Origin of the sequence: Sphingopyxis sp., assembly GCF_040216815.1 — a bacterium.
In the GTDB taxonomy this organism is placed as follows: domain Bacteria; phylum Pseudomonadota; class Alphaproteobacteria; order Sphingomonadales; family Sphingomonadaceae; genus Sphingopyxis.
Window position 1 is genome coordinate 210,721 of sequence record NZ_JAVJOJ010000011.1, and the last position, 24,943, is coordinate 235,663.

Annotated in this window: 22 protein-coding genes; 9 read left to right on the forward strand and 13 right to left on the reverse strand. The window is 63.6% G+C overall.

The features are described from left to right. Positions 1–149 precede the first annotated feature (149 nt). Positions 150–2,216 carry an ATP-dependent DNA helicase RecG gene (gene recG, locus RIA72_RS15950; RefSeq protein ID WP_350033053.1) on the forward strand — a complete coding sequence of 689 codons (2,067 nt, stop codon included), beginning with the start codon at positions 150–152 and terminating at the stop codon, positions 2,214–2,216. A gap of 108 nt (positions 2,217–2,324) precedes the next feature. On the opposite strand, the gene RIA72_RS15955 is transcribed toward recG, so the two are convergent. Then, positions 2,325–2,666: a PilZ domain-containing protein gene (locus RIA72_RS15955; RefSeq protein ID WP_350033054.1), complete on the reverse strand. Its 342-nt coding sequence runs from the start codon at positions 2,664–2,666 to the stop codon at positions 2,325–2,327. Positions 2,667–2,739: 73 nt separating this feature from the next. Further along, on the reverse strand, positions 2,740–3,966 hold the full coding sequence (gene tyrS, locus RIA72_RS15960) for a tyrosine--tRNA ligase (RefSeq protein ID WP_350033055.1): 1,227 nt from the start codon (positions 3,964–3,966) through the stop codon (positions 2,740–2,742). Positions 3,967–4,007: 41 nt separating this feature from the next. Between tyrS and RIA72_RS15965 the strand changes: the two genes are divergently transcribed. The 3 genes from RIA72_RS15965 to RIA72_RS15975 are packed head-to-tail and all read left to right on the forward strand — an operon-like array spanning position 4,008 to position 7,017. Then, complete coding sequence (locus tag RIA72_RS15965) at positions 4,008–4,556, forward strand: DOMON-like domain-containing protein (RefSeq protein WP_350033209.1); 549 nt, start codon at positions 4,008–4,010, stop codon at positions 4,554–4,556. Positions 4,557–4,558: 2 nt separating this feature from the next. Next, positions 4,559–5,758 (forward strand): exo-beta-N-acetylmuramidase NamZ family protein, encoded by a 1,200-nt coding sequence (locus tag RIA72_RS15970; protein ID WP_350033210.1) that lies wholly within the window; start codon positions 4,559–4,561, stop codon positions 5,756–5,758. Positions 5,759–5,772: 14 nt separating this feature from the next. Continuing rightward, positions 5,773–7,017 (forward strand): M24 family metallopeptidase, encoded by a 1,245-nt coding sequence (locus tag RIA72_RS15975; RefSeq protein WP_350033056.1) that lies wholly within the window; start codon positions 5,773–5,775, stop codon positions 7,015–7,017. Positions 7,018–7,085: 68 nt separating this feature from the next. On the opposite strand, the gene RIA72_RS15980 is transcribed toward RIA72_RS15975, so the two are convergent. From RIA72_RS15980 to RIA72_RS15990, 3 genes are all read right to left on the reverse strand, one after another. Then, positions 7,086–7,955 carry a DUF817 domain-containing protein gene (locus RIA72_RS15980; RefSeq protein WP_350033057.1) on the reverse strand — a complete coding sequence of 290 codons (870 nt, stop codon included), beginning with the start codon at positions 7,953–7,955 and terminating at the stop codon, positions 7,086–7,088. Continuing rightward, positions 7,948–8,754 (reverse strand): lipid II flippase Amj family protein, encoded by an 807-nt coding sequence (locus tag RIA72_RS15985; RefSeq protein ID WP_350033058.1) that lies wholly within the window; start codon positions 8,752–8,754, stop codon positions 7,948–7,950. The genes RIA72_RS15980 and RIA72_RS15985 overlap by 8 nt, the downstream gene beginning before the upstream one ends. A gap of 124 nt (positions 8,755–8,878) precedes the next feature. Next, complete coding sequence (locus tag RIA72_RS15990) at positions 8,879–10,057, reverse strand: vWA domain-containing protein (protein ID WP_350033059.1); 1,179 nt, start codon at positions 10,055–10,057, stop codon at positions 8,879–8,881. Between the two features lie 219 nt (positions 10,058–10,276). On the opposite strand from RIA72_RS15990, the gene RIA72_RS15995 reads away from it, so the two are divergent. Then, a complete protein-coding gene (locus RIA72_RS15995) occupies positions 10,277–11,674 on the forward strand; it encodes a methyl-accepting chemotaxis protein (protein WP_350033060.1) in 1,398 nt (465 codons plus the stop codon). Here RIA72_RS15995 and RIA72_RS16000 read toward each other — a convergent pair. The 8 genes from RIA72_RS16000 to RIA72_RS16035 form a co-directional block, all read right to left on the reverse strand. Then, complete coding sequence (locus tag RIA72_RS16000) at positions 11,662–12,090, reverse strand: GFA family protein (protein ID WP_350033061.1); 429 nt, start codon at positions 12,088–12,090, stop codon at positions 11,662–11,664. The two genes, RIA72_RS15995 and RIA72_RS16000, sit on opposite strands and share 13 nt — an antisense overlap. After that, positions 12,090–12,935, reverse strand: coding sequence for an AAA family ATPase (locus RIA72_RS16005; protein ID WP_350033062.1), 846 nt, complete (start codon positions 12,933–12,935; stop codon positions 12,090–12,092). Before RIA72_RS16005 ends, RIA72_RS16000 begins: the two co-directional genes overlap by 1 nt. Positions 12,936–13,035: 100 nt before the next feature. After that, positions 13,036–13,728, reverse strand: a complete 693-nt coding sequence (locus RIA72_RS16010; RefSeq protein ID WP_502957974.1) for a DUF6975 family protein — start codon at positions 13,726–13,728, stop codon at positions 13,036–13,038. Positions 13,729–13,976: 248 nt separating this feature from the next. Beyond that, on the reverse strand, positions 13,977–14,279 hold the full coding sequence (locus tag RIA72_RS16015) for a PspC domain-containing protein (protein ID WP_350033063.1): 303 nt from the start codon (positions 14,277–14,279) through the stop codon (positions 13,977–13,979). A 323-nt stretch (positions 14,280–14,602) separates the two neighbouring features. After that, on the reverse strand, positions 14,603–16,615 hold the full coding sequence (gene rpoD, locus RIA72_RS16020; RefSeq protein ID WP_350033064.1) for an RNA polymerase sigma factor RpoD: 2,013 nt from the start codon (positions 16,613–16,615) through the stop codon (positions 14,603–14,605). 33 nt (positions 16,616–16,648) lie between these two features. Further along, positions 16,649–18,526: a DNA primase gene (gene dnaG, locus RIA72_RS16025; protein ID WP_350033065.1), complete on the reverse strand. Its 1,878-nt coding sequence runs from the start codon at positions 18,524–18,526 to the stop codon at positions 16,649–16,651. A gap of 157 nt (positions 18,527–18,683) precedes the next feature. Beyond that, a complete protein-coding gene (locus RIA72_RS16030; protein ID WP_350033066.1) occupies positions 18,684–18,938 on the reverse strand; it encodes a GIY-YIG nuclease family protein in 255 nt (84 codons plus the stop codon). Between the two features lie 123 nt (positions 18,939–19,061). After that, complete coding sequence (locus tag RIA72_RS16035) at positions 19,062–19,514, reverse strand: GatB/YqeY domain-containing protein (protein ID WP_350033067.1); 453 nt, start codon at positions 19,512–19,514, stop codon at positions 19,062–19,064. Between the two features lie 131 nt (positions 19,515–19,645). On the opposite strand from RIA72_RS16035, the gene carA reads away from it, so the two are divergent. The 4 genes from carA to carB are packed head-to-tail and all read left to right on the forward strand — an operon-like array spanning position 19,646 to position 24,904. Then, positions 19,646–20,917, forward strand: a complete 1,272-nt coding sequence (gene carA / locus RIA72_RS16040) for a glutamine-hydrolyzing carbamoyl-phosphate synthase small subunit (RefSeq protein ID WP_350033068.1) — start codon at positions 19,646–19,648, stop codon at positions 20,915–20,917. After that, a complete protein-coding gene (locus RIA72_RS16045; RefSeq protein ID WP_350033069.1) occupies positions 20,914–21,270 on the forward strand; it encodes a hypothetical protein in 357 nt (118 codons plus the stop codon). The genes carA and RIA72_RS16045 overlap by 4 nt, the downstream gene beginning before the upstream one ends. Further along, a complete protein-coding gene (locus RIA72_RS16050) occupies positions 21,267–21,584 on the forward strand; it encodes a hypothetical protein (protein WP_350033070.1) in 318 nt (105 codons plus the stop codon). The genes RIA72_RS16045 and RIA72_RS16050 overlap by 4 nt, the downstream gene beginning before the upstream one ends. Then, the gene (carB, locus tag RIA72_RS16055) at positions 21,584–24,904 is read left to right on the forward strand and encodes a carbamoyl-phosphate synthase large subunit (RefSeq protein WP_350033071.1); all 3,321 of its coding nucleotides are present in this window, start codon (positions 21,584–21,586) and stop codon (positions 24,902–24,904) included. The genes RIA72_RS16050 and carB overlap by 1 nt, the downstream gene beginning before the upstream one ends. Positions 24,905–24,943: the final 39 nt, after the last annotated feature.

Consider the following 24,943-nt stretch of genomic DNA (forward strand, 5'->3'; position numbering starts at 1 on the left):
AGGAGCAATCTCTCGGTCCGTTCGTGTCGAGCGAAGTCGAGACACCCATCGAACTCGCGCTACACCGCAGGGCATCTCGACTTCGCTCGATGCGAACGGAGACGAGGGCTGGGCAAAGCGAAGGGTTCGAGGCTAGACACGCCCTAGCGATGCGACCCGATATCCTCAACCCGCTCTTTGCTGCGCTCACCGACCTCAAGGGCGTCGGGCCGCAGCTCGCCAAGCCTTTAGCGCGGCTGGGACTGGAGCGCGTGGTCGATGTGCTGTTCCACCTGCCCACCGGCCTCATCTCCCGCGTCCCCGTCGATCGGCTCGATCAGGCGCAGGCCGGGCAGACGATCATCGTCGAGGTGACGGCGCAGGATTACCGTCCGGGCCGGTCCCCTCGCGCGCCTTTCGGCGTCGAGGCGTTCGACAGCGCGGGCGACCATGTCCGCCTCGTCTATTTCGGCCGCACATCGGGCCTCGCGCGCAAGCTCTTTCCGCTGGGCGAGACACGGCGCGTCTCGGGGCGGCTCGACCTTTATGGCGACATGCGCCAGATCGTGCACCCCGACCATGTGGCCGAACCCGGCGACGAGGCGGCGATCGCGGTGCACGAGCCCGTCTATCCGCTGACCGAGGGGCTCACCAACGCGCGACTGTCGCAGCTCGCTGCGGTCGCGCTCGAACGGCGGCCCGATCTTGCCGAATGGATCGACGCACCGTTGATCGAGAGCCGTGGCTGGCCGTCGTGGAAAGCGGCGATGGAGCGCGCCCACGCCAGTCCGCGCGAGGAAGCGGCGCGCGACCGGCTGGCCTATGACGAGATTTTCGCCAGCCAGGTCGCATTGATGCTGATCCGCGAGGGGCTGCGCGCGCGCAAGGGGCGGGCGATCCGCGGCGACGGGCGGTTGACCGGCGCTCTGCGACTGCCCTTCGGGCTTACCGGCGCGCAGGAGCGGGTGGGGCGGGAAATTGCGGACGATATGGCGCAGGACAAGCCGATGCTGCGGATGCTGCAGGGCGATGTCGGGTCGGGCAAGACGCTGGTGGCGCTGCGCGCCATGCTCGCGGCGGTCGAGGCGGGGACGCAGGCGGCGCTGCTCGCGCCCACCGAAATCCTCGCGCGCCAGCATTATGCGACCTTGCAGGCCATGCTCGGCGGGTTGTCCGTCAACCTCGCGATCCTGACCGGCCGCGACAAGGGCAAGGCGCGCGAATCGACGCTGATGGGTCTCGCCGATGGCAGCATCGACATTCTGGTCGGCACGCACGCGATTTTCCAGCAGGCGGTGAGCTACCGCGACCTGGCGCTCGTCGTCGTGGACGAGCAGCATCGCTTCGGCGTCGCGCAGCGGTTGATGCTCACGGCAAAGGGGCAGCGCCCGCCGCATCTGCTCGTGATGACCGCGACCCCGATCCCGCGCACGCTTTTGCTCGCCAACCATGGCGAGATGGACGTGTCGCGGCTCGACGAGATGCCGCCGGGGCGCACCCCCGTCGACACGCGCGTCATCTCGCTCGACCGGCTCGACGATGTGATCGTTGGGCTCGACCGTCACCTCGCGACCGGCGCGCAGGCTTATTGGGTATGCCCGCTCGTCGCCGAGAGCGAGGGCAGCGAGCTTTCGGCGGCCGAGGACCGCGCCGCGCTGTTGCGCGAGCGGCTGGGCGACGCGCGCGTCGGGCTCGTCCACGGCCGGATGAAGGGACCCGAAAAGGATGAGGTCATGGCGCGCTTTCAGGCGGGCGAGATCGGCGTACTCGTCGCGACGACGGTGATCGAGGTCGGCGTCGATGTCCCCGCGGCCAGCCTGATGGTCGTCGAACATGCCGAAAATTTCGGGCTCGCGCAGCTTCACCAGCTCCGCGGCCGCGTCGGCCGCGGCGCCGCCAAGTCGGTGTGTCTGCTTCTCCGGTCGCAAAACCTTTCCGACACCGCGCGCGAGCGGCTCGCATTGATGCGCGACACCAATGACGGGTTCGTGATCGCCGAAAAGGATCTCGAACTGCGCGGTGGAGGCGAATTGCTCGGGCTCAAGCAATCGGGCGATGCCGATTACCGGCTTGCGACGCCCGAACAGCTGGTGCGACTGCTCCCGGTGGCGCACGACGACGCGCGGCTGTTCGTCGAACGCGACGGCGGCATTGAGGGTGCGCGCGGCGATGCAGTGCGGAACTGCCTCTACATGTTTGAACGCGACGCGGCGGTGCCGTTATTGCGGAGTGGGTGAATAAACGTCGCCCCCGCGAAGGCGGGGGCCGCTCGAAGTTTACGCAACAACGGAGAGTCGGGCCGACAGCGGCCCCCGCCTTCGCGGGGGCGACGCTATCGGAGAGCCTTAGTTGACGTCGCCGCGCGCGCCCATGGCGCGGATCATCGGCAGATAATCCTCGGCCGTGATCGACTTTTCGAACTGCACGCCCGTCTTGCCGCCGAGCGACCAGACGACTTTCGCAGCCGCGCGGCCGATGATCGGCATACGGAACACGACGAGGTCGCCAGGCTCCAGCCCGCGCTCGAACCGCATCAGCAGACCGTCGGCGCTGATGTTGACGCAGGTGCACATTTCCTGCCGCCCGTCGGGCATGACGAAGGGCAGGCGGCAATAAACGTCGCTCCGCGGCGCGATCCGCTGGTCGAGGCCGACATAATGGGCCTTGCTCGTGTCAATCTTGCGCATTTTTGTGGACCTTGTTGATTTGGGCATGACGATCCACAGGATTGCTGAAGAAGTGGTAAACGCTTTTTGCGCGCTACCGCGTCACAAGGCCATGTTTTTTTGAACCGAGGCTCAGCGGTATGTCGCCGTCGACCGGCGTGATCCGGTGCGCCGGGTCGCGAACGACGACGCCGTCGACCTTTACCGCCCCCTCGTCGAGCTTGCGGCGTGCTTCCTTGTTCGACGCGGCAAAGCCGAGTTCGCGCAGCGCATCGACGATGGTGATGCCATCGGCAGGCGCCGCAACTTGCGGAAGGTCGCCGCCGATCTGTCCCATTTCAAAGGTTTGCGCGGCGGTTTCGGCGGCGGCCCTTGCCGCCTCGGCGCCGCGGCACATCGCCGTCGCCTCGTTCGCGAGGATCTTCTTCGCCTCGTTGATCTCGGCGCCCGCAAGCGCTTCGAGCCGGGCGACCTCGGCAAGCGGCAGGTCGGTGAACAGCCGCAGAAACTTGCCGACGTCGCGGTCGTCGCAATTGCGCCAATATTGCCAATAGTCAAAATGGGACAGTTGTTCGGGATTGAGCCACACGGCGCCGGCGGCGGTCTTGCCCATTTTCGCTCCCGCGGCGGTGGTGAGCAGCGGAGTCGTGAGACCATAGAGGTCGGCGCCGTCCATCCGGCGGCCGAGTTCCATGCCGTTGACGATGTTGCCCCACTGGTCCGACCCGCCCATCTGGAGCCGCACGCCGCGTTCCTTCGACAAGTAGCGGAAATCATAACCTTGCAGGATCATGTAATTGAATTCGAGGAAGGTCATCGGCTGTTCGCGGTCGAGCCGCAGCTTGACCGAATCAAAGGTCATCATGCGGTTTATCGTGAAATGCGTGCCGACTTCCTGCAGCAGCTCGATATAGCCGAGCTTGCCCAGCCAGTCCTGATTGTCGACCATCACCGCGTCGGTCGGACCGTCGCCAAAGGTCAGGAAGCGTTGAAAGATGCTGAAGATCGAGGCGATGTTCGCCGCGATCGTCGCGTCCGACAGCATCTTGCGGCTCTCGTCGCGTCCCGTCGGGTCGCCGATGCGCGTCGTGCCGCCGCCCATCAGCACGATCGGCTTGTGCCCCGTCTGTTGCAGGCGGCGCAGCATCATGATCTGGACGAGGCTGCCGACGTGCAGGCTGGGCGCGGTTGCGTCGAAGCCGATATATCCGGGGACGATCTGTTTCGCCGCAAGAGCATCGAGCCCTTCCGCGTCGGTCATCTGATGGATATAGCCTCGCTCGTCGAGAAGGCGCAGCAGGTCGGATTGGTAACTGGTCATAGCGGGCGGGCGCTTAGCACGGGGTTTGATATTTGGATAGCATGCGCAAGGAACTGATCTGCCATCCCGATACGCCGGGCAAGGCGGTGCGATCGGTTGCGGTCGAAATCAGCCTGTCGTTCGACGACGGCTTTGCGCTGCGCTATATCGTCGGCGGCGCGATCGCCGACCTTGTGCTGCCGCATGGCGAGGGCGAATTGGTCATCGCCGACAGCGCGACCGACGGTCTCTGGGAAAGCACCTGTTTCGAAGCCTTTCTGACCGAAGAGGGGCAGCCCGACTATACCGAGTTCAACTACAGCCCCGATGGCCGCTGGGCCTGTTATCAGTTCGACGATTATCGCTCGTTTCTGCGCTCCGACGAGCTTGCGCCGTGGGAAATGCGCGCCGAACGCGGCGAGCAAAGCTATGCGCTGCGCGTCGAGCCGGGCATCTTTCCAGAACTTGGCGCGAGGCTTGCGTTGTCGGCGGTGATCGAGGAACTCGACGGCACCAAAAGCTATTGGGCACTCGCCCATCCGCCCGGCAAGCCCGACTTCCATCATCCCGATTGCTTTGCGCTCACGCTTGAGGCACCCGGACGGGCATGACAATCCAATTCGGCATCGATCGCCTGCTCGCCGACCCTGCGCTCCGCAAACCGCTTCAGGGAAAGCGCGTGGCGTTGCTGGCGCACCCTGCGTCGGTCACTGCCGACCTCGTTCACAGCCTCGACGCGCTGGTCGCGGCGGGAATCGACGTCACCGCAGTCTTCGGGCCGCAGCACGGCGTGCGTGGCGACCTTCAGGACAATATGATGGAGTCCCCAGACTTCACCGACCCGACCTATGGCGTGCCCGTTTTCAGCCTCTATGGCGAAGTGCGGCGCCCGTCGGGACAGTCGATGCACACCTTCGACGTGATGCTCGTCGACCTTCAGGATCTGGGCTGCCGCATCTACACCTATGTAACGACCCTCCTCTATGTACTCGAAGCCGCGGCGCAGCATGGCAAGGCGGTGTGGGTGCTCGATCGCCCGAATCCGGCGGGGCGACCGGTCGAGGGCACCCGGCTTCGGGCCGGCTGGGAAAGCTTCGTCGGCGCGGGGCCGATGGTGATGCGCCACGGGCTGACGATGGGCGAGATGGGACACTGGTTCATCCGCCGCTTCGGGCTCGATGTCGACTATCGCGTGATCGAAATGGCGGGGTGGCAGCCTGACGGACCGGGCTTCGGCTGGCCCACCGATCGGGTGTGGATCAACCCCAGCCCGAACGCCGCGAACGTCAACATGGCGCGCGCCTATGCCGGCACGGTGATGGTAGAGGGCGCGACGCTCAGCGAGGGACGCGGCACGACGCGCCCGCTCGAACTGTTCGGTGCCCCCGACATCGACGCGCGCGCAGTGATCGCCGAAATGCACCGCCTCGCGCCCGAATGGCTTGGCGGATGCAAGCTCCGCGACATTTGGTTCGAACCGACCTTTCACAAACATATGAAGGAGCTGAACAGCGGCATCCATATCCACGCCGAGGGCGGCTGGTACGACCATGCGGCGTTCCGCCCGTGGCGCGTGCAGGCGCTGGGGTTCAAGGCGATCCACTCGCTTTATCCCGACTATCCGCTCTGGCGCGGCACCGATTTCAAATATGAATATACCGAGGACATGCTCGCGATCGACGTGATCAACGGCGGCCCGGAGCTACGCGAGTGGGTCGACGATGCGGCCGCGACGCCGGGCGATCTCGACGCGTTGGCGCTGCCCGACGAGGCGGGGTGGCGCGAGGAAACCGCTGATCTGCTTATTTATTGACGAAAGGGATACGAATGCACCGGAGGCAGTTTCTTGGCACGGCGGCAATCGGCGGGCTGGCGGTAACGCTGCCGCTACCGGCGCTGGCTGCCGACACTGCGGGCCTCCCCAATCTTGCCGCCAGGGCGGTCCCCATCGGCAAGCCCGAACGCATGGCGCGGATCGCCAAGGCGAAGGAACTCATGGCCGCGAACGACATCGGCGCGCTGCTGATCGAGCCGGGGTCGAGCCTCATCTATTTCACCGGCGTACGCTGGTCGCGCAGCGAGCGGCTGACCGCTGCGGTGCTGACGCGCGAGGGCGAAGTGGCGGTGGTCACGCCTTTCTTCGAGGAACCCTCGGTGCGCGAAAGCCTGGGCGTCGACGCCGAGGTGCTGACGTGGAACGAGGACGACAACCCGCTCGCCGCTGTGGCGGCGTGGCTGGGCAAGCGCGGTCTGGCCAAGGGGCGCATCGGCGTCGAGGAAACGGTGCGCTATTTCGCCGTCGACGGGCTCGAAAAGGCGATGCCGGGCGCGACCGTGGTGAATGGCGCGCCTGTCGTGCGTGGGTGCCGGATGCATAAATCACCCGCCGAAATCGCGCTGATGCAGATCGCCGCCGACATCACGCTCGCTGCCTATCGCCACACCGCGCCGCGGGTGGAAGCGGGGATGTCCCCGGCCGAAATCGCCGCCATTATGAAGGCGGCGACCATTGCGCTCGGCGGACGCAGCGAGTTCGAGTTGATCCTGCTCGGCGAGGCGAGCGCCTATCCGCACGGATCGGGCAAGCCGCAGGCGGTGAAGGAAGGCGAGGTCGTGCTGATGGATTGCGGCGCGACCGTCCACGGCTATCAGTCTGACATTTCGCGCAGCTTCGTTTACGGCAAGGCGACGCCGCGCCAGCGTCAGGTGTGGGACCAGATGCGCAAGGGGCAGGACGTCGCCTTCGCAGCAGCCAAGGTTGGCACGCCCGCGGGCAAGGTCGATGATGCGGTGCGCGCCTATTACGAGAGCCTCGGCTGGGGCCCCGGCTACAAGCTTCCCGGCACGTCGCACCGCACCGGCCACGGTATCGGGCTCGACGGGCACGAGCCAATCAACCTGGTACACGGTGAAACGACGAGGCTCGCGCCCGGCATGTGCTTCTCCAACGAACCCGGCATCTATATCCCCGGCGAGTTCGGCATAAGGCTCGAGGACTGCTTCCACATGACCGACAGCGGCCCGAAATGGTTCAGCGAACCGCCGCCGTCGATCGACCGGCCTTTTGGTTAGGGGCCAAAGACCTTTTAAGTTCCACCGTTATCCCGGCCTTCGCCGGGATGATGAAAATAGCGAAATGATCAGGCGGCGGCGTCAGGCTTCCTAGGCCGCTGCACCAGGCTGACCAGCACGAACGAGATGATCATCAGCAGATACCAGCTGCCAAGCTTTTCAATGCCGACCATCTGCCACCCATTGCCCTGGTTCGGATAGGTCCATGCACGCGCAAAGGTCCCGATATTCTCGGCGAACCAGATGAACAGCGCGACGAGGCCCCAGCCAACGAGTAGCGGCATCCGCCGATGGACGTGCAGCGGCCGGAACCACACCTGACAGCGCCAGAACAGGAAAGCAGTCGCCGCGAACAGAAACCAGCGGACGTCATAGGTCCAGTGGTGCGCGAAGAAATTGACGTAGATCGCGGCGGCGAGGGCGTAGCTCGTCCAGACAGGCGGATAGCCGGTGTAGCGGAAGTCGAAGATGCGCCAGACGCGGGCGATATAGCTGCCGACCGCGGCGTACATGAAGCCCGAGAAGAGCGGCACCGCGCCGATGTGAAGCAGGCTCGCCTCGGGATATTGCCACGACCCCGCGGCGGTCTTGAACAACTCCATCACCGTGCCAACGATGTGGAAGATCAGGATGACCAGCGCTTCCTTCGGGGTTTCGAGCCGAAAGGCGAGCATGCCGAGCTGGATCAATATCGCGCCGATCGTGATTGCGTCATAGCGGTGGACGGGTGCATCGTCGGGCCAAAGGAAATGCGTGGCGAGCAGCAGGCCCAGCATCAATCCGCCGAACAGGCATGCCCACCCCTGCTTGAACCCGAAAACCAGGAATTCCAGGCACCATCCGCGCGGTCCCGGCTCGACCGCCATCGCCTCCAGCCGCGTGCGGACCGCGTGAAACCGGCTGTGCATATCCATATCGTTGCGATCGGCGTCAGACATGGACGGCGACCCACGCTATCAGCATGGCAGCGGGCAGCAGCAAGGCCTGCGCCAGGATGGTCCCGGTCAGACGGCTCAGCGAGATAAGGGTGATCGCGCGGCGGAAATCCGCCTCGTCGACCTTTCCCTCGGCCGCGTCGTCGGTCATCACCGACAGTTGCGGGTCGATGAAGGCAAACAGCAGAATCGTTGCAAAGCCGTTGATCAGCGCCGAAAGCTGCGACGCGGTGACGCGGAATTCGGGGGCGAGATAGCCCGCATAGAGCGAGGCGACGACGCCGACGGCAAGCAAAGATTGCGCAAGGCAGTTGGCGATCAGCACCCCCCAGCCGATGCCCCTTGGCATCTTCCAGCTTTTCAGGTGTGACAGGCTGGGCACGGTCAGCGACCGGCCCAATGTCCTGAGACCGCGTGGGCTCACTGCTTTCAGCGCCAGTTTTGTCGTCGAACGATTGTCCTGATACCAGCCGATCGCGGCGGCAAACATGCGTTGTCCGGTGGGCACGAGCACTATGCCGATCAAGGTCGCGACGCTCGCCGCGGCGAGCACCAGCTGCATGTCGAGGAAAAGATGCCCGCCGCTGCCGTCGTGGATGCGCGTTTCAATCCGCTTGGCGAGGAAGGGACCAAGGAAGCTGTTCGAGGTGCGCGAGAAAAGCACAAGAATGTTGAAGAGCGCGAACGACATCGCAATCCGCCGCGTCCGCACCCCCGCGATCCGCGCCGCATAGGCAAGCGCGCCGATCAGGTTGATGAACCCGGTGAGCAGCAGGATCGTGACGAGGGGGAGATCGATCATGGGCGCGCCTTAGCGCAGGATCGCGGCAATAGGAATCGTCATCCCGGCGAAGGCCGGGATCTCGCCCTCGCACATCGACGAACCGGTGAAGTCCCGGCCTTCGCCGGGATGACGACAATGTGGATCAATGTTTCCGTGTCAGCTCGCGCATCGCATCGTCGAGCCCCGCGAGGGTCAAGGGATACATGCGGTCGTTCATCAGCTGTTTGATCAGCTTCACCGACTGGGTGTAGCCCCAATGCGCCTCGGGCACCGGATTCAGCCACACGGCGGCGGGATAGACATGCGTGATGCGCTGCATCCACGCCGCGCCCGATTCCTCGTTGAAATGTTCGACACTGCCGCCAGGATGGGTGATCTCGTAAGCGCTCATCGACGCGTCGCCGACGAAGATCACTTTGTAATCATGGCCATATTTGTGGAGGATGTCCCACATCGCCGTGCGTTCGGACCAGCGGCGCTTATTATCTTTCCACACCCCTTCATAGGGGCAGTTGTGGAAATAGAAGAATTCGAGGTTCTTGAACTCGCTCGTCGCGGCGCTGAACAATTCCTCGCACAGCTTGATAAAGGGGTCCATCGATCCGCCGACGTCGAGGAAGAGCAGCAGCTTGACCGCATTGCGCCGTTCGGGGCGCATTCTGATGTCGAGCCAGCCCTGCCGCGCGGTGCCGTCGATCGTGCCAGAAATGTCGAGCTCGTCCGCTGCCCCCTCGCGCGCGAATTTGCGCAAGCGGCGCAGCGCGATCTTGATGTTGCGGGTGCCGAGTTCCTTCGTGTTGTCGAGATTCTGGAACTCGCGTTTTTCCCAGACCTTCAGCGCACGCTTGTGCTTGCTTTCGCCGCCGATGCGCACGCCTTCGGGATTATAGCCCGAGTTGCCGAAGGGCGAGGTGCCGCCGGTGCCGATCCATTTATTGCCGCCCTGGTGACGCTTCTGCTGTTCCTCGAGCCGCTTTTTCAGCGTCTCCATGATCTCGTCCCAGTCGCCGAGCGACTTGATCGCCTCCATCTCCTCGGGCGTCAGATATTTTTCGGCGACGGCTTTCAGCCATTCTTCGGGAATGTCGACGGGGTTCTGGCCATAGTCGGTGAGCAGGCCCTTGAAGACCTTGTTGAACACCTGATCGAAACGGTCCAGCAGGCCTTCGTCCTTCACATAGATGGCGCGGCTGAGATAATAGAATTGTTCGGGGCTGCGATCGATCACCTCGCGGTCGAGCGCCTCCAGCAACATCAGATGCTCTTTCAGGCTGGCGGGAATGCCCGCCGCGCGAAGCTCGTCGAGAAAGCCGAAAAACATGGGGAGAGGCGTATCGTGTTCGGCGATGCGGCGCAATCACTTTACGTAAACGGAAAGTGCCGGGCTGGTTGCGACCGATTGTCGTCATAGGGAACCACGAACGGAATTAGGGAAGGTCTGGAAACCACTCCAAAACCGCCCCCCGGCCTGTATTCACGCATTGACGCCCCGTTAACCAATCTCCGCCATAGCATCGCGATCACATGAGTGGGTGGCGCAATGAAGCATGAATCGATCTCGCCGGTCCAGCCGGTGCTCGACCAGTCGGTCGCGAGCGATTGTGGCGAACTGGCCGTCGGATGCAGCGATGCGGCGGGGCGGATCAAGCGCGCGACCGACCAGATGGACCGCCAGATTGCCGAGCTTGGCCGGCTCGAGGACTATGTTGTCAGCCTGGAAGCCGATCAGCGCCAGATTGCCGATTCGACCGACGAGGCGAAACTGCTTTCGGCGCGCGCGTGCGAACAGCTCGACGCCGGCGCCGAGCGCGTCAATACGGCGGTCAGCGAATTTCGTTCGGTCATCGACCTCGTCGCGCGGCTGGGAACGCACGTCACCAATTTCGCGGCGGTGATGGAGCAGGTGCAGCAGGTCAGCCAGTCGATCGAGGCGATCGCCAAGACCACCAATATGCTCGCGCTCAATGCCGCTATCGAGGCCGAGCGTGCCGGGGACGCCGGGCGCACCTTTGCCGTCGTCGCCGCCGAGGTGAAGAAGCTTGCGCAGAACACGCGCGGCGCGACCGACGAAATCCGCCGCACGATCGGCAGCCTCGCCGCCGAAGCGAGCGGGCTCGTCGCCGAAATCCAGGGCGGGGTCGAACAGTCGAGCCGCGCCGAGGCGCAGTTCGAAACGATCACCGACGCGCTCCACGACGCGACGCATCTTGTCGCCTTGCTCGACGACCAGAGCGACCGGATCGCGCAGTCGAGTGCGATGGTGCATGCCAATGGCGCGAGGGTGCGCGAAGCGCTCGACCACGTTGTCGCTTCTGTGCGCGACAATAGCGCGACGTTGGAGGGCACGCGCGCATCGATCCTGACGATGGAGCATGTGTCGAACCGCATGTTCAACGCCGTGATCTCCGCGGGAGTCAGCCCTCAGGATTCGGCAATTGTCGAGCTGGCGGCAAAGGTGCGCGACGAGTTCGTCGGTCTTGCCGAAAGGGCGATCGCGCGCGGCGAGCTCACGATGGAGCAGCTTTTCGACACCGATTATGTGCGCGTGCCGAACTCGAACCCCGAACGGTTCCGCACGACGCTGTGTGACTGGGCCGACGCCAACTGGCGCCCGCTGTTCGACCGCATCGTCGCCGAGCATCCCGAGATCAAGATGTCGTCCGCCGGCGACATGAACGGCTTTCTGCCCACGCATATCACCGACTGTTCGCGCGCGCCGACCGGCGACCTCGAACATGACACCGCGCATTGCCGCAACGGGCGCATCCTTTACGACGAGACCGACGCTGCGGCAAAACGCAGCGCTGCGCCCTTTTTCATGACGGTCTATCGGCAGGAAGGCGACGGCATCAATTATCTGACCGTCCGCAATGTCTATATGCCAGCGATCATAAACGGCCGCCGGTGGGGCGACGTCGAGGTCGCCTACCAGCTCTGAGGAGCCGGTGGCGCCGGCGGCTGTGCCGGGAACGCTTGCATTGCAGGATCGATGATCGCCCAGTCGGGCGCTTCGCTTGTCCAGATGGCCATGGTCGGCTTCAACCCATGCGGCGCGTCGAGGATGCCGAGGCGTACGACGCGCATCTCCGGCCGCGCCGATGAGCCTGCGAGCATCGGCGTGGCGCATTGCGGACAGTGCCACCGCGTCAGCACGTTGCCGCTGTCGGCGACATAGTTGTCCGACGCCATTGCGCCTTCGACGGCGATCTCGCCCGTGCGGAAAATGGCGTTATGCGTCGGCCCGCCCGCGGCGATCTTCTGGCAGCGGCGGCACCAGCACTGGCGCACGGCGATCGGATCGCCGTCAATGCGCACGGCGATGGCGCCGCACGAACAGCGCCCGGCGTAGGGCATCAGGCCCCTTGCCGCCGGGCCATGAAGGCGAGCTTTTCGAACAGCATCACATCCTGCTCATTTTTGAGCAATGCGCCATGGAGCGGCGGGATCGCTTTTCCGACATCGCGGTTCTGCAGCACTTCCAATGGCATATCCTCAGCGAGCAGCAGTTTGAGCCAGTCGATCAGCTCGCTCGTCGAGGGCTTTTTCTTGAGCCCGGGTACGTCGCGCACATCATAGAAAATGTCCATAGCGCGGCTCACCAGCGTCTTCTGGATGCCAGGGAAGTGAACCTCGACGATCTCGGCCATCGTGTCGCGATCGGGGAATTTGATATAGTGGAAGAAACAGCGGCGCAGGAATGCGTCGGGCAGTTCCTTTTCATTGTTCGAGGTGATGACGACGATCGGCCGTTCCTTTGCGCTGATCGTCTCGTCGGTTTCATAGACGTGAAACGCCATGCGATCGAGTTCCTGAAGCAGGTCGTTCGGAAATTCGATGTCGGCCTTGTCGATCTCGTCGATCAAGAGGACGGGGAGCTTTGGGGAGGTGAACGCCTCCCACAGCTTGCCCTTCTTAATATAGTTGCGAATGTCGTGGACGCGCTCTTCGCCGAGCTGGCCATCGCGCAGGCGTGCAACCGCATCATATTCGTACAGGCCCTGCTGCGCCTTCGTGGTCGATTTGATGTTCCAGGTGATCAGCGGCGCATCGAACGCCTTGGCGATTTCCTCGGCCAGCACGGTCTTGCCGGTGCCGGGTTCGCCCTTCACCAGCAGCGGGCGGCGAAGCATCGTCGCGGCGTTGACGGCGACCTTCAGGTCGTCGGTGGCGATATAGGCGCTGGTACCTTCGAAACGCATCGGCTCGCGGCCTTTCCCTTAACGTGAACGTCAAGCGGGCATAGCGGGCGTGGGAAGCGGGTGCAAGTCGGCAGGCACCGCCGGGCAGGCGGACAGGTTCTTATGGGAAGGCGCGGCTCGCGGCGCGTGCCGCCATAAGATCCCACAGGCCGCTATGCTGGGCGATGAGCTGCTGCGCGCCGAACGCCATTGCACGTTCGACGGCGGGGGTGTCGGCCGTGCTGGCAGCGAGGCGTGCGGTGCCCGGAAGATCGGGGAGCGAGCAGGTCGGCGGTGCGAGGTCGAGGCGTTGCGCACTGATGTCGAGCAGTACACGAATCGTGCGCCAGTCGAGCGAGAGTGCGATCGCTGCGCCGAGCGCGCAGCCGTGACGATCCGATTCGGCGAGCATGTCGAGCGCCTTGCACTGAGCGGCGACCGCGGCCTCGCATTGCGCCTGACCCTGGGTGCTCGGCACCGGGCCGGCCGCCGATGCGATTTTCGAAAGGAAGGCGCGCTCGTCGGCGAAAGCGGTGGCCGCCTGATCCATCCAGGCGCGCGCCGCGGGATCGACCGCCTTGCGCGCCGCATTGTCGATCACGCCGGGGTAGCGCCCGTGGAGCAGGCATAGGAAATGGACCGCATCGGCAAGGTTGCGCATGGCATCGGGGCCGCTCGACAGCGCGCCCGACCGGATATGCGGATGCGCGCCGGTGCCTTCGCGCGCGACAAGATCGTCGAGAAGCTCGGCGGCGCTGCGTGTCGGTATCCGGGGTTGCGGCGACTGGCTCAACGCGAGATCCTCTCTGGGCATGGCTTGGGCCAAGCCGATGGAATGGCTGGCGATCCGTCATAGGCGAACGTCGTAAACGACGGGTTTATAAGTCGAGATGGATTTATGACGCGACTGTTTCAGCAAGGGACAGTGTGCAGGGCAAGCCGAACGGCAAAGGGACCGGCGAGCCTCGGGGGAAGCTCGACGGTCCCTTTCATAACGTCCGAAGCGTCATCGGAGCGAAGCGGCGGATTCGGGGAGAGGGGAGAGAACCCGGCCGATTCGGATCAAGCTGCGAGAGCAAGCTCCGCGTTCTTCGTTTCGGGCGCCTTGTCGGCTTCGCCGCCGGTCGCGCGGAGTGCCGGGGCGACGCGTGCCTCGACCTTGGCGGGGAAAAGCAGGCGGGAGGCCAGAACAAGAAGGCCGAGCCCGAAATAGGCGGCGAAGCTCTGGACGGGGAAGAAAAAGAGCGGCGCGATGAATGCAAGGCGCAGATACAGCGGATTGAAGCCGAAATCCTGGCCCACGGCCTCGCAGATACCGAAGAAGGTGTCGCGGCGGCGGAAGAGATTGGTGGTTTCGTGTCGCATTTTGTCTTTCCTTTGGCTGCGGGCTCTGTCCCGTGCTCGTGCCCCAGGCATCGCAAGGGGCGTGCCAATTATTGGGATGCGTGGATTTCCGACCGTTTCGGTCCCGGTGGCGCAGCGACTGCCACATTTTGCACGGGAAAATATCCTAACGATCGGGAAATGGCACCATCGACCTGCATTGTTTTCATGGCGTAAACTCGGGGAGAGCGCCGCCGATATGGGCGGCAGGCATCGCTCTACAAGCTGCGTACGAAAAACGGCGGCCGGTTAGACCGGCCGCCGTGAAAATTCGATGAACGTCGTCAGTGGGTTACAGACGGCGCCTATTGATCGAGGAAGGACCGCATCTTGCGCGAGCGCGACGGGTGCTTCAGTTTGCGCAGCGCCTTCGCCTCGATCTGGCGGATGCGTTCGCGCGTCACGCTGAACTGCTGGCCGACTTCTTCGAGCGTATGGTCGGTGTTCATGCCGATGCCGAAGCGCATACGCAGCACGCGTTCCTCGCGCGGGGTCAGCGATGCGAGCACGCGCGTCACCGTTTCCTTGAGGTTCGACTGCACCGCGGCATCGACCGGGATCACGGCATTCTTGTCCTCGATGAAATCGCCGAGGTGGCTGTCTTCCTCGTCGCCGATCGGCGTTTCAAGGCTGATCGGTTCCTTGGCGATCTTCATCACCTTGCGGACCTTTTCGAGCGGCATCGAAAGCCGTTCGGCCATTTCCTCCGGCGTCGGCTCGCGGCCGCTTTCGTGGAGGAACTGGCGGCTGCAGCGCACCAGCTTGTTGATCGTTTCGATCATATGGACCGGGATGCGGATCGTGCGCGCCTGGTCGGCGATCGAGCGGGTGATCGCCTGCCGGATCCACCAGGTCGCATAGGTGCTGAACTTGTAACCGCGGCGATATTCGAATTTGTCGACCGCCTTCATCAAACCGATATTGCCTTCCTGGATAAGGTCGAGGAACTGCAATCCGCGGTTCGTATATTTCTTGGCGATCGAGATGACGAGGCGCAGGTTCGCCTCGACCATTTCCTTCTTGGCGATGCGCGCTTCGCGTTCGCCTTTCTGGACCATGTTCACGACACGCCGGAATTCGGTCAGGCTCATGCCCGCAGCTTGCGCGATTTCCGAAATTTCGATGCGAATCCGATCGACCGCGGCGGCTTCATTCTCGGCAAACGCCGCCCATTTCTTGTCGATGCCGGCGACCTGATCGAGCCAGTTTTCCTCAAGCTCGCGCCCGACATAATTGTCGAGGAACGACTTGCGCGGCACCTTGTGGCGCTCGGCAAGGCGCAGCATCTGGCCGCCGAGCGCGGTCAGGCGGCGGTTATAGCTGTAAAGCTGGTCGACCAGATATTCGATCTTGGTGCCGTGAAACTGCACACTTTCGACCTGCGCGGTGAGTTCCTCGCGCAGCTTGTGATATTTCTTTTCCGACGCCGCCGGAAATTCCTCGCCGCTCGACAGCGCTTCGAGGCGCGCTTCCTGCAGCTTCGAAAAGGCCTTGAAGCTCTTGGTGATATTGGCGAATTTTTCGAGCGCGTCGGGTTTCAGCAGCTCTTCCATCGCCGCGAGGCTCAGCGTATTGTCCTCGTCATCCTCTTCAAAGTTTTCGCGCTTGCCCGACGACCCTTCGCCATCTTCGTCGTCGCCGTCGGCGGAGGGTTCTTCCTCGACCTCATCTTCGTCCTTGAACGAGACGCCTGCGGTCTTTTCGCTGATCTCGCCGTCATCCTCGGCGCCCTCGTCGTCGAGGTTTTCGGGCGCCGGATCTTTCGACAGCATCGCTTCGAGGTCGACGATCTCGCGCAGCTGCATGTCGCCATTGTTGAGCGCGTTCGACCATTCGATGATCGCGTTGAAGGTCAGGGGACTTTCGCACAGGCCAAGGATCATCGTGTCGCGGCCCGCCTCGATGCGCTTCGCGATCGCGATTTCGCCTTCGCGGCTCAAAAGTTCGACCGCGCCCATTTCGCGCAGGTACATGCGAACGGGATCGTCGGTGCGATCGACCGTTTCCTTCTTCTTTTCTATGGCGGGATTCGATACCGAACCCGTGCCGGCGGAAACGTCGACCTCGTCGTCGACCTCCTGTTCGGCTTCTTCCTGCACATCCTCGTCGCTTTCGACGATATTGATGCCCATGTCGGAAATCGCCGACATGATGTCCTCGATCTGCTCGGACGACATCTGGTCCTGCGGCAGCGCTTCGTTCAATTCGTCATAGGTCAGATAACCGCGCTTTTTGCCGCGCGCGATCAGCTTTTTGACGTCGGCCTCGTTAAGGTCGATCAGCGGGGCGTCGGTATCGGCTTCGTTCTTGGTGGCCATCACATCTTCCTGCCTGAAAGGGCAATTGGGTCGCTACTGGCTGCGGCTGTCGGACAGCGCGGCCAGGCGGCGGGTCAAATCCTCGTCCATCGCGCGCAGCTTTTGCTGCCGAGCATGGCCTTCGTCGTCCATCGTGCGCATGTAATCCGCGGTCGCCTCGGCAAGCCGGGCACGGATTTCGGGCTGCGTCACGAGCACGCCGATATATTCGTCAAGGTCGCGCAGCGCGGTTTCGCGCGCCGCATCGGCCTCTTCGCCTTCGAGCCGTCGATTGAACGAGAAGTGCATTCCATCGGCTCTGAGCAATCTCATCGCCCTATTATACACTTTCATGGGCTCCAATATGGCAAGCAACCCCTCGCAATCAAGCCCTTCGCGGGCATTTGCGATGTCAAGCATCGCGCCGAGCAGCTCGGCGTCGCCGGAATCGGGGATCGCGAGCCGGATCAGCGCCTCCTCATTGCGACGGATCGCCTCCGGATAGCGGAGCAGCCCACCCAGCAACGCGGCGGCGAGCGGCCCGGCAATCCCCGCCTGCCCCAGTGCGCGCGTTTCCTCGCCGGGCGGCTGCAGCCGCGGATCGGGGGCGAAGCGGCCGCCGCCCCGTGCCGGCTGCGGCGCCCAGGGCACCCGCGGGCCGCGGTCGGGGCGCGCCCTCGTGAACAGCGCGTCGAGTTTTTCGCGGAACGCCTCGCGATAATGGTGGCGGACATCGGCATCCTGGATCGCGTCGGCATGCGCGAGCAACCGCGTCTTCAATGCCGCGCGGTCTTCGGGGGTGGCGAGAGGACCCGCGGCAACCTCGTGCGCCCACAGGCGCTCGACCAGCGGCTGCGCGTCTTCGAGGATCGCGCCGAACCCTTCGGCGCCGCGCGCCCGGACAAGGTCGTCGGGGTCCTGACCGGGGGGCAGGGTCGCAAAGGCCAGGCTGAAGCCGGGGCGGAGCAGCGGAAGCGCGCGCGCCGCGGCGCGCATCGCCGCTTTCTGCCCCGCGCTGTCGCCATCGAAACAGAGTAGGGGCACCGGAACCATCCGCCAGATCATCTCGAGCTGACTCTCGGTGAGCGCGGTGCCGAGCGGCGCGACGGCGTCGGCGATCCCTGCTTCGGCGAGCGCGATGACGTCCATATAACCTTCGACGACTATGATCCTGTTTGTCCGCCGCGATGCGGGGCTCGCCTTGTCGAGATTATAGAGCGTGCGCCCCTTGTCGAAGAGCGGCGTGTCGGGGGAGTTCAGATATTTGGGCTCGCCGTCGCCCAAAATGCGTCCCCCGAACGCGATAACCCGTCCGCGCGCGTCGCGGATCGGGATCATCAGGCGGCCGCGGAAGCGATCGTACGGGTCCTTGTCGTCGACGGCGATGAGCATTCCCGCCTCGACGAGCATTGCAGTCGAGAATTTCTTGAGCGCGTCCTTCAGCGCGCTGCGGCTGTCGGGGGCCAGGCCGAAGCCGAACGCCTTGCGCGTCGCATCCGAAATGCCGCGCCGTGCCAGATAGTCGCGCGCGGGCGCACCGTTGCTGCTTTCGAGCTGCTGCGCGAACCAGTCGGCGGCGGCCTGCGTCACGTCGCGAAGGCTCGCCTGCGCCTCGGCCTTTTTGGCGGCCCGCGGGTCGGGGGCGGGGACGTCCATGCCGGCTTCGGCGGCGAGTTCCTTCACCGCATCCATAAAGCTGAGGCCGCGCTGCTCGGTCATCCAGCGGATCGCGTCGCCATGCGCGCCGCAGCCGAAGCAATGGTAGAAGCCCTTTTCGTCGTTGATCGTGAAGCTGGGCGTCTTTTCGTTATGGAAGGGGCAGCACGCCTTATACTCGCGCCCCGCGCGCGTGACCTTCACCGTGCGGCCGATGAGCGTCGACAGCGTGATGCGCGATCGCAGTTCGTCGAGCCATTGGGGGGTGAGGGTCACTTTTCTTTTCTTGATTGGCGAACCGTCGTCCCAATTCCGTTCGTGTCGAGCAAAGTCGAGACACCCATCGGGGTAACGCCATGCTGCTGGGCGTCTCGACTTCGCTCGACGCGAACGGGGAGGGGCGGGCGTTCGCTTGGAGGTTTGGCGAAGTGGCTCACGGCTTTCCAGTCCCCCTGATCAACGCCTTCTTTTCGGCGCGCGACCATTTCTTGATCCGCATCTCGGCGTCCAATGCTTCGAAGCGAGTTGCGAAATCCTGTGACCACATAAGGCGGACGGGCAAGCGTGACGATGTGAAGCCTTCAATCTGGCCCGACTGATGCTGGCTAACCCGATACGCAAGATTGTCCGTATGCCCCGTATAATAGAGCCCGTCGGCACAAAGCAGGATATACGTCCAAAACGCCATCTGACCCCTCTACCCCTTCGCGTCGAGCGAAGTCGAGACGCCTATCGACGCGGGCAACGCCGATGGGTGTCTCAACTTCGCTCGACACAAGCGGGAAAGGAGAGAGCGCTCTTGGCTGAAAGGTCAGCCCAAAGCCGCCTTCACCCAACCGCTCGCCTTGCTCATGTCGAGCTGGCTTCCCAGCCGGTCCTTTACCGCCGCCATCACCTTGCCCATGTCTTTCAGGCTCGTCGCGCCCAGTTCGCCGACGATGGCCTTGATCGCGGCGGTCGCTTCTTCTTCCGAAAGCTGCGCGGGCAGGAAATCCTCGATCACCGCGACCTCGGCCGCTTCGATGTCGGCGAGTTCCTGGCGGCCGCCCTGTTCGTACATGGCGATCGATTCGCGGCGCTGCTTCACCATCTTTTGCAGAACGTCGGTGACGAGCACATCGTCGTCGGCGGGCGCGGTGCCGGTGCGCAGTTCGATGTCCTTGTCCTTGATCTTGGCCAGCATCAGCCGGATCGTACCCAAACGCGCCTTGTCGCCCGCTTTCATCGCGGCAACCTGCGCAGCCTTGATGTCATCGCGAATCATGCGTGTCCCCATGCGCTGCAAATTTCGGAAAGGCCCTCTTTAGCGGGAAGATTCCAAATCCGATAGCTTGTGAATCACTTTTTTGGCGCATAGGTGATCGGCCGTTTAGCCCCCCGTCCGGAGCATGTTGAATGGCACAAGCCAACCCCTCTGCCGCGCCTGCGGTTCAGCCTTCGGGCGCTACCGGCGTCCTTGTCCTTGCCGATGGCACGATCCTGTGGGGCGTTGGCTATGGCGCCGCCGGATCGGCGGTCGGCGAGATTTGTTTCAACACGTCGATGACGGGGTATCAGGAGATATTGACCGACCCCAGCTACGCGGGGCAGGTCGTCACGTTCACCTTCCCGCATATCGGCAATGTCGGCGCGAACCCCGAAGATATGGAGCGCAATGTCCACGGCGCGCTCGGGTGCATCACGCGCGAGCTGCCGACGCAGCCCAGCAATTTCCGCAGTGTGCAGACGCTGCCCGAATGGATGGCCGAACAAGGCGTGATTGGCCTCGCGGGCATCGACACGCGCGCGCTCACGCGCCGCATCCGCGATGCGGGCGCGCCGAACGGGGTGATCGCGCACAATCCTGACGGCGCGTTCGACGTGGACGAGCTGCTGGCGATGGCGCGGAATTGGTCGGGGCTGGAGGGGATGGACCTTGCGAAAGCGGTCAGCCGGACGGACGTGGGTGACTGGACCGGCGGCGCGTGGACGCTCGGCAAAGGCTATGAAAATCCGTTCGCATCGAGCGAAGTCGAGATGCCCGTCGGCAGCGCCCCCGCGCCCGGTGTCTCGACTTCGCTCGACACGAACGGAAATGGGGAGTCTGTTGAAGATCGCCCGCATGTCGTCGCGATCGACTATGGCGCAAAGGACAATATCTTCCGCAACCTCGTAAAGGCCGGCGCGCGCGTCACCGTGGTCCCCGCGACCGCGACGCTCGACGAAGTATTGAGCCACAACCCCGCGGGCGTGTTCCTCTCGAACGGCCCCGGCGACCCCGCGGCGACGGGCGAATATGCGGTGCCCGTCATTCAGGGGCTGCTCGAACGCGACATACCGATCTTCGGCATCTGCCTCGGCCACCAGCTGCTCGCGCTCGCCGCGGGCGCGCGGACGGTGAAGATGCACCAGGGGCACCGCGGCGCGAACCATCCGGTCCAGCGCGTCGGCGGCGATTTCGCCGACGGCGTGGTCGAGATCACCAGCATGAACCATGGCTTCGCGGTCGACGCCGCGACGCTGCCCGCGGGCGTGGTCGAAACGCACAAGAGCCTGTTCGACGGATCGAACTGCGGCATCGCGATCACGGGCAAAAATGCGTTCAGCGTGCAATATCACCCCGAGGCGAGCCCGGGGCCGCAGGATAGCTTCTATCTGTTCGAGAAGTTTGTGGGGGGAATCAAGTGAACATATTGAAGCCAAACATCGAGGAAATTCAATTTCCTAAGAAGACTAACATCTTGACTTCGCTCGTTTGGCTTTCCGCAATCACTTTTCCATCCGGCTCGGTAGCGGCCGCCCTCGCTCCTTGGCCCATGAACCTTGTCGTTTTTGTCACGGGTTCGCTCCCCGTTTTTTCTGCGATTTGGTACTATCGCTATTGGAACCGAGAAGATCCAAATCGGCTTCAAACGGAAGATTTTAGGATACAGCTACAAGCTCTTGCGCGCATCAGCAGTTCTGATGGGAAAGACGTGATTGTCGATCATCGAGCTTCGCTCGGCGAAAATCCCATGCTTCGAGATGGAGGTGAGAAATGAACACCTACCTCTTGAGCTACAGCCCTTTTGAGCCAAAGATATCTTACAGCCAACTCGCGACCTTCATCAAGGATAACAGGAAGGTAACGCAGTGGTATTCTCCCTTCTTGGGAACCTATGTGCTAAAGTCGGTCGAGCCTCTCTCGTCTCTCGCTGAAAGTTTTCGTGGCGCTTTTGATGGAGCGCCATTCATTCTGACACAAGCTTTCCCATCGCACATGGGTGGAGCGCAGACCGACCTCGTTTGGAACTGGATCAATAATCACGGTTTCCCCAGCTCCGATCAAACTTTTCTTCCCGCTAGAGAGCAATAATGCCCAAAAGAACCGACATAAAATCCATCCTCGTCATCGGCGCCGGCCCGATCGTTATCGGTCAGGCGTGCGAGTTCGACTATTCGGGAACGCAGGCGATCAAGGCGCTGAAGGAGGAGGGCTATCGCATCGTCCTCGTCAACTCCAACCCGGCGACGATCATGACCGATCCCGACCTCGCCGATGCGACATACGTGGAGCCGATCACGCCCGAGATCGTCGCGAAGATCATCGAAAAGGAGCGCCCGGATGCGGTGCTGCCGACGATGGGCGGGCAGACCGCGCTCAACACCGCGCTCGCGCTCGCGCAGGATGGTACGCTCGCGAAATATGGCGTCGAGATGATCGGCGCCGATGCCGAGGCGATCGACAAGGCCGAGGACCGGCAGAAGTTCCGCGACGCGATGGACAAGATAGGGCTGGAAAGCGCGCGCAGCGGCGTCGCGCACACGCTGGAGGAAGCTTTTGCGGTGCTCGAACGCACCGGGCTGCCCGCGATCATCCGTCCGTCGTTCACATTGGGGGGCACTGGCGGCGGCATCGCGTATAACCGCGAGGAGTTCGAGCATATCGTCCGCGGCGGCCTGATCGCATCGCCCACCACCGAAGTCCTGATCGAGGAATCGCTCCTCGGCTGGAAAGAATATGAGATGGAGGTGGTGCGCGACCGCAAGGACAATTGCATCATCATCTGCTCGATCGAAAATGTCGATCCGATGGGCGTGCATACGGGCGACAGCATCACCGTCGCGCCGGCGCTGACGCTGACCGACAAGGAATATCAGATCATGCGGAGCGCGAGCATCGCGGTGCTGCGCGAGATCGGCGTCGAGACCGGCGGGTCGAACGTCCAGTTCGCGGTCAATCCGAAGGACGGCCGCCTGATCGTGATCGAGATGAACCCGCGCGTGTCGCGCTCGTCGGCGCTCGCGTCAAAGGCGACGGGCTTCCCGATCGCCAAGGTCGCGGCGAAGCTGGCGGTCGGCTACACACTCGACGAGATCATGAACGACATCACCGGCGTCACCCCGGCGTCGTTCGAACCGACCATTGACTATGTCGTGACGAAGATCCCGCGCTTCGCGTTCGAGAAGTTCAAGGGCGCCGAGGCGACGCTGTCGACCGCGATGAAATCGGTGGGCGAGGTGATGGCGATCGGCCGCACCATCCATGAATCGATGCAAAAGGCGCTGCGCGGGCTGGAGACGGGGCTTTCGGGCTTCAACTTCGTTGAGCGGCTGAAGGGCGCGAGCCACGATCAGCTGCGCAACGAGCTGGCCCAGCGCACCCCCGACCGGCTGCTCAATACCGCGCAGGCGATCCGCGAGGGGCTGCCGCTCGAAGAGATCAACCGCGTCGCGGGCTATGACATGTGGTTTCTCGAACGCATTGCCGAGATCGTCGCAGCCGAGCAGGAGATTTGCGAAAACGGCCTGCCGCGCGATGCCGAGGGGCTTCGCAAGCTGAAGGCCATGGGCTTTTCGGACAAGCGGCTGGCCTATCTGGCGCTCCAGTCGGCGAACCTCCGTCCGGGATCGAGGCAGGCGACCGCGCGCGGTTCGGGCCTGATCCACGACGCGGTCAAGGCGATGACCGGCGGCGTCACCGAAAAGGAGGTGCGGGCGCTGCGCCACAAACTCGGCGTGCGGCCTGTTTTCAAGACGATCGACACCTGCGCCGCTGAATTTCAGGCGCGCACGCCCTATCTCTATTCGACCTATGAAGCGCCGACCTTTGGCGAGCCCGAGTGCGAAGCAAACCCGAGCGAGCGCAAGAAGGTCGTGATCCTCGGCGGCGGTCCCAACCGCATCGGGCAGGGGATCGAGTTCGACTATTGCTGCTGCCACGCCTGCTTCGCCTTGGAAGAGGCGGGTTATGAAACCATCATGGTCAACTGCAACCCCGAAACGGTGTCAACCGACTATGACACGTCGGACCGCCTCTATTTCGAGCCGCTGACCGCCGAGGATGTGCTGGAGATTCTGCACGTCGAAATGTCGAAGGGCACGCTCGTCGGCGTGATCGTTCAGTTCGGGGGGCAAACGCCGCTCAAGCTCGCGCAGGCACTGGGGGACGCGGGCATCCCGATCCTCGGCACCTCGCCCGACGCGATCGACCTCGCCGAAGACCGCGAGCGCTTCGCGGCGCTCGTCAACAAGCTCGGCCTGAAACAGCCCGAAAACGGCATCGCGCGCAGCCGCGAGGAAGCCGTCGCGGTCGCGGCGCGCATCGGCTATCCGGTGCTGACGCGGCCGTCCTATGTCCTCGGCGGCCGCGCGATGGAGATCGTCGACGATCAGGCGCAGCTTGAAAATTATATCGAGACCGCGGTGCAGGTGTCGGGGGACTCGCCCGTCCTCATCGACCAATATCTGCGCGACGCGATCGAGGTCGATGTCGATGCACTCTGCGATGGCACCGATGTCGTCGTCGCGGGCGTACTTCAGCATATCGAGGAGGCGGGGGTCCATTCGGGCGACAGCGCCTGCTCGATCCCGCCGTACAGCTTGTCGGACAAAATCGTCGCCGAAATCGAGCGGCAGGCCGACGCGCTGGCGCGCGCGCTCGAAGTCCGCGGCCTGATGAACATCCAGTTCGCGGTCAAGGACGACGAGGTCTATCTGATCGAGGTCAATCCGCGCGCGTCGCGCACGGTGCCCTTCGTCGCCAAGGCGGTCGGTTCGCCGATCGCCAAGATCGCGGCGCGCGTGATGGCGGGCGAAAAGCTCGCCGACCTGCCCAGGATCAACCGCGACATCGACCATGTTGCGGTGAAGGAAGCGGTCTTCCCCTTCGCGCGTTTCCCTGGCACCGATCCGGTCTTGTCGCCGGAGATGAAATCCACCGGCGAAGTCATGGGAATCGACCGTGATTTCAACCTTGCCTTCGCCAAGGCACAGCTCGGCGCGGGCGACCGCTTGCCGACCGGCGGCCGCCTTTTCGTATCGGTGAAGGACAGCGACAAGCCGCGTGTCGTCGGTGCGGTCCGGCAGCTCGCGGCCTGGGGGTGGCAGGTCATCGCGACCGGCGGCACCGCCGATTATCTCGCGGGCGAGGGGATCGAGGTCGAGCGCGTCAACAAGGTCGCCGAAGGGCGTCCGCATATCGTCGACCGGATCAAGGATGGCGACGTCCAGCTGATCTTCAATACGACCGAAGGCTGGCAAAGCTTGCAGGATTCGCAGTCGATCCGCGCGTCGGCGCTGGCGGCGGATATCGCCTATTACACCACCGCGGCGGCAAGCGACGCGGCGACGCAGGCGATCGGGGCGCTCCGCGCGCACTCCCTTGAAGTGAAGCCGCTTCAGGACTATTATTGACGCACCGCTCCACCTCCCCACATCGACGGAAACGGCGGC

Excerpts from the sequence above, each read along its gene's own strand:
- recG (WP_350033053.1), top strand. The coding sequence starts at position 150 with ATGCGACCCGATATCCTCAACCCGCTCTTTGCTGCGCTCACCGACCTC.
- RIA72_RS15955 (WP_350033054.1), bottom strand. The coding sequence starts at position 2,666 with ATGCGCAAGATTGACACGAGCAAGGCCCATTATGTCGGCCTCGACCAG.
- tyrS (WP_350033055.1), bottom strand. The coding sequence starts at position 3,966 with ATGACCAGTTACCAATCCGACCTGCTGCGCCTTCTCGACGAGCGAGGC.
- RIA72_RS15965 (WP_350033209.1), top strand. The coding sequence starts at position 4,008 with ATGCGCAAGGAACTGATCTGCCATCCCGATACGCCGGGCAAGGCGGTG.
- RIA72_RS15975 (WP_350033056.1), top strand. The coding sequence starts at position 5,773 with ATGCACCGGAGGCAGTTTCTTGGCACGGCGGCAATCGGCGGGCTGGCG.
- RIA72_RS15980 (WP_350033057.1), bottom strand. The coding sequence starts at position 7,955 with ATGTCTGACGCCGATCGCAACGATATGGATATGCACAGCCGGTTTCAC.
- RIA72_RS15985 (WP_350033058.1), bottom strand. The coding sequence starts at position 8,754 with ATGATCGATCTCCCCCTCGTCACGATCCTGCTGCTCACCGGGTTCATC.
- RIA72_RS15990 (WP_350033059.1), bottom strand. The coding sequence starts at position 10,057 with ATGTTTTTCGGCTTTCTCGACGAGCTTCGCGCGGCGGGCATTCCCGCC.
- RIA72_RS15995 (WP_350033060.1), top strand. The coding sequence starts at position 10,277 with ATGAAGCATGAATCGATCTCGCCGGTCCAGCCGGTGCTCGACCAGTCG.
- RIA72_RS16000 (WP_350033061.1), bottom strand. The coding sequence starts at position 12,090 with ATGCCCTACGCCGGGCGCTGTTCGTGCGGCGCCATCGCCGTGCGCATT.
- RIA72_RS16005 (WP_350033062.1), bottom strand. The coding sequence starts at position 12,935 with ATGCGTTTCGAAGGTACCAGCGCCTATATCGCCACCGACGACCTGAAG.
- RIA72_RS16010 (WP_502957974.1), bottom strand. The coding sequence starts at position 13,728 with ATGCCCAGAGAGGATCTCGCGTTGAGCCAGTCGCCGCAACCCCGGATA.
- RIA72_RS16015 (WP_350033063.1), bottom strand. The coding sequence starts at position 14,279 with ATGCGACACGAAACCACCAATCTCTTCCGCCGCCGCGACACCTTCTTC.
- rpoD (WP_350033064.1), bottom strand. The coding sequence starts at position 16,615 with ATGGCCACCAAGAACGAAGCCGATACCGACGCCCCGCTGATCGACCTT.
- RIA72_RS16030 (WP_350033066.1), bottom strand. The coding sequence starts at position 18,938 with ATGGCGTTTTGGACGTATATCCTGCTTTGTGCCGACGGGCTCTATTAT.
- RIA72_RS16035 (WP_350033067.1), bottom strand. The coding sequence starts at position 19,514 with ATGATTCGCGATGACATCAAGGCTGCGCAGGTTGCCGCGATGAAAGCG.
- carA (WP_350033068.1), top strand. The coding sequence starts at position 19,646 with ATGGCACAAGCCAACCCCTCTGCCGCGCCTGCGGTTCAGCCTTCGGGC.
- RIA72_RS16050 (WP_350033070.1), top strand. The coding sequence starts at position 21,267 with ATGAACACCTACCTCTTGAGCTACAGCCCTTTTGAGCCAAAGATATCT.
- carB (WP_350033071.1), top strand. The coding sequence starts at position 21,584 with ATGCCCAAAAGAACCGACATAAAATCCATCCTCGTCATCGGCGCCGGC.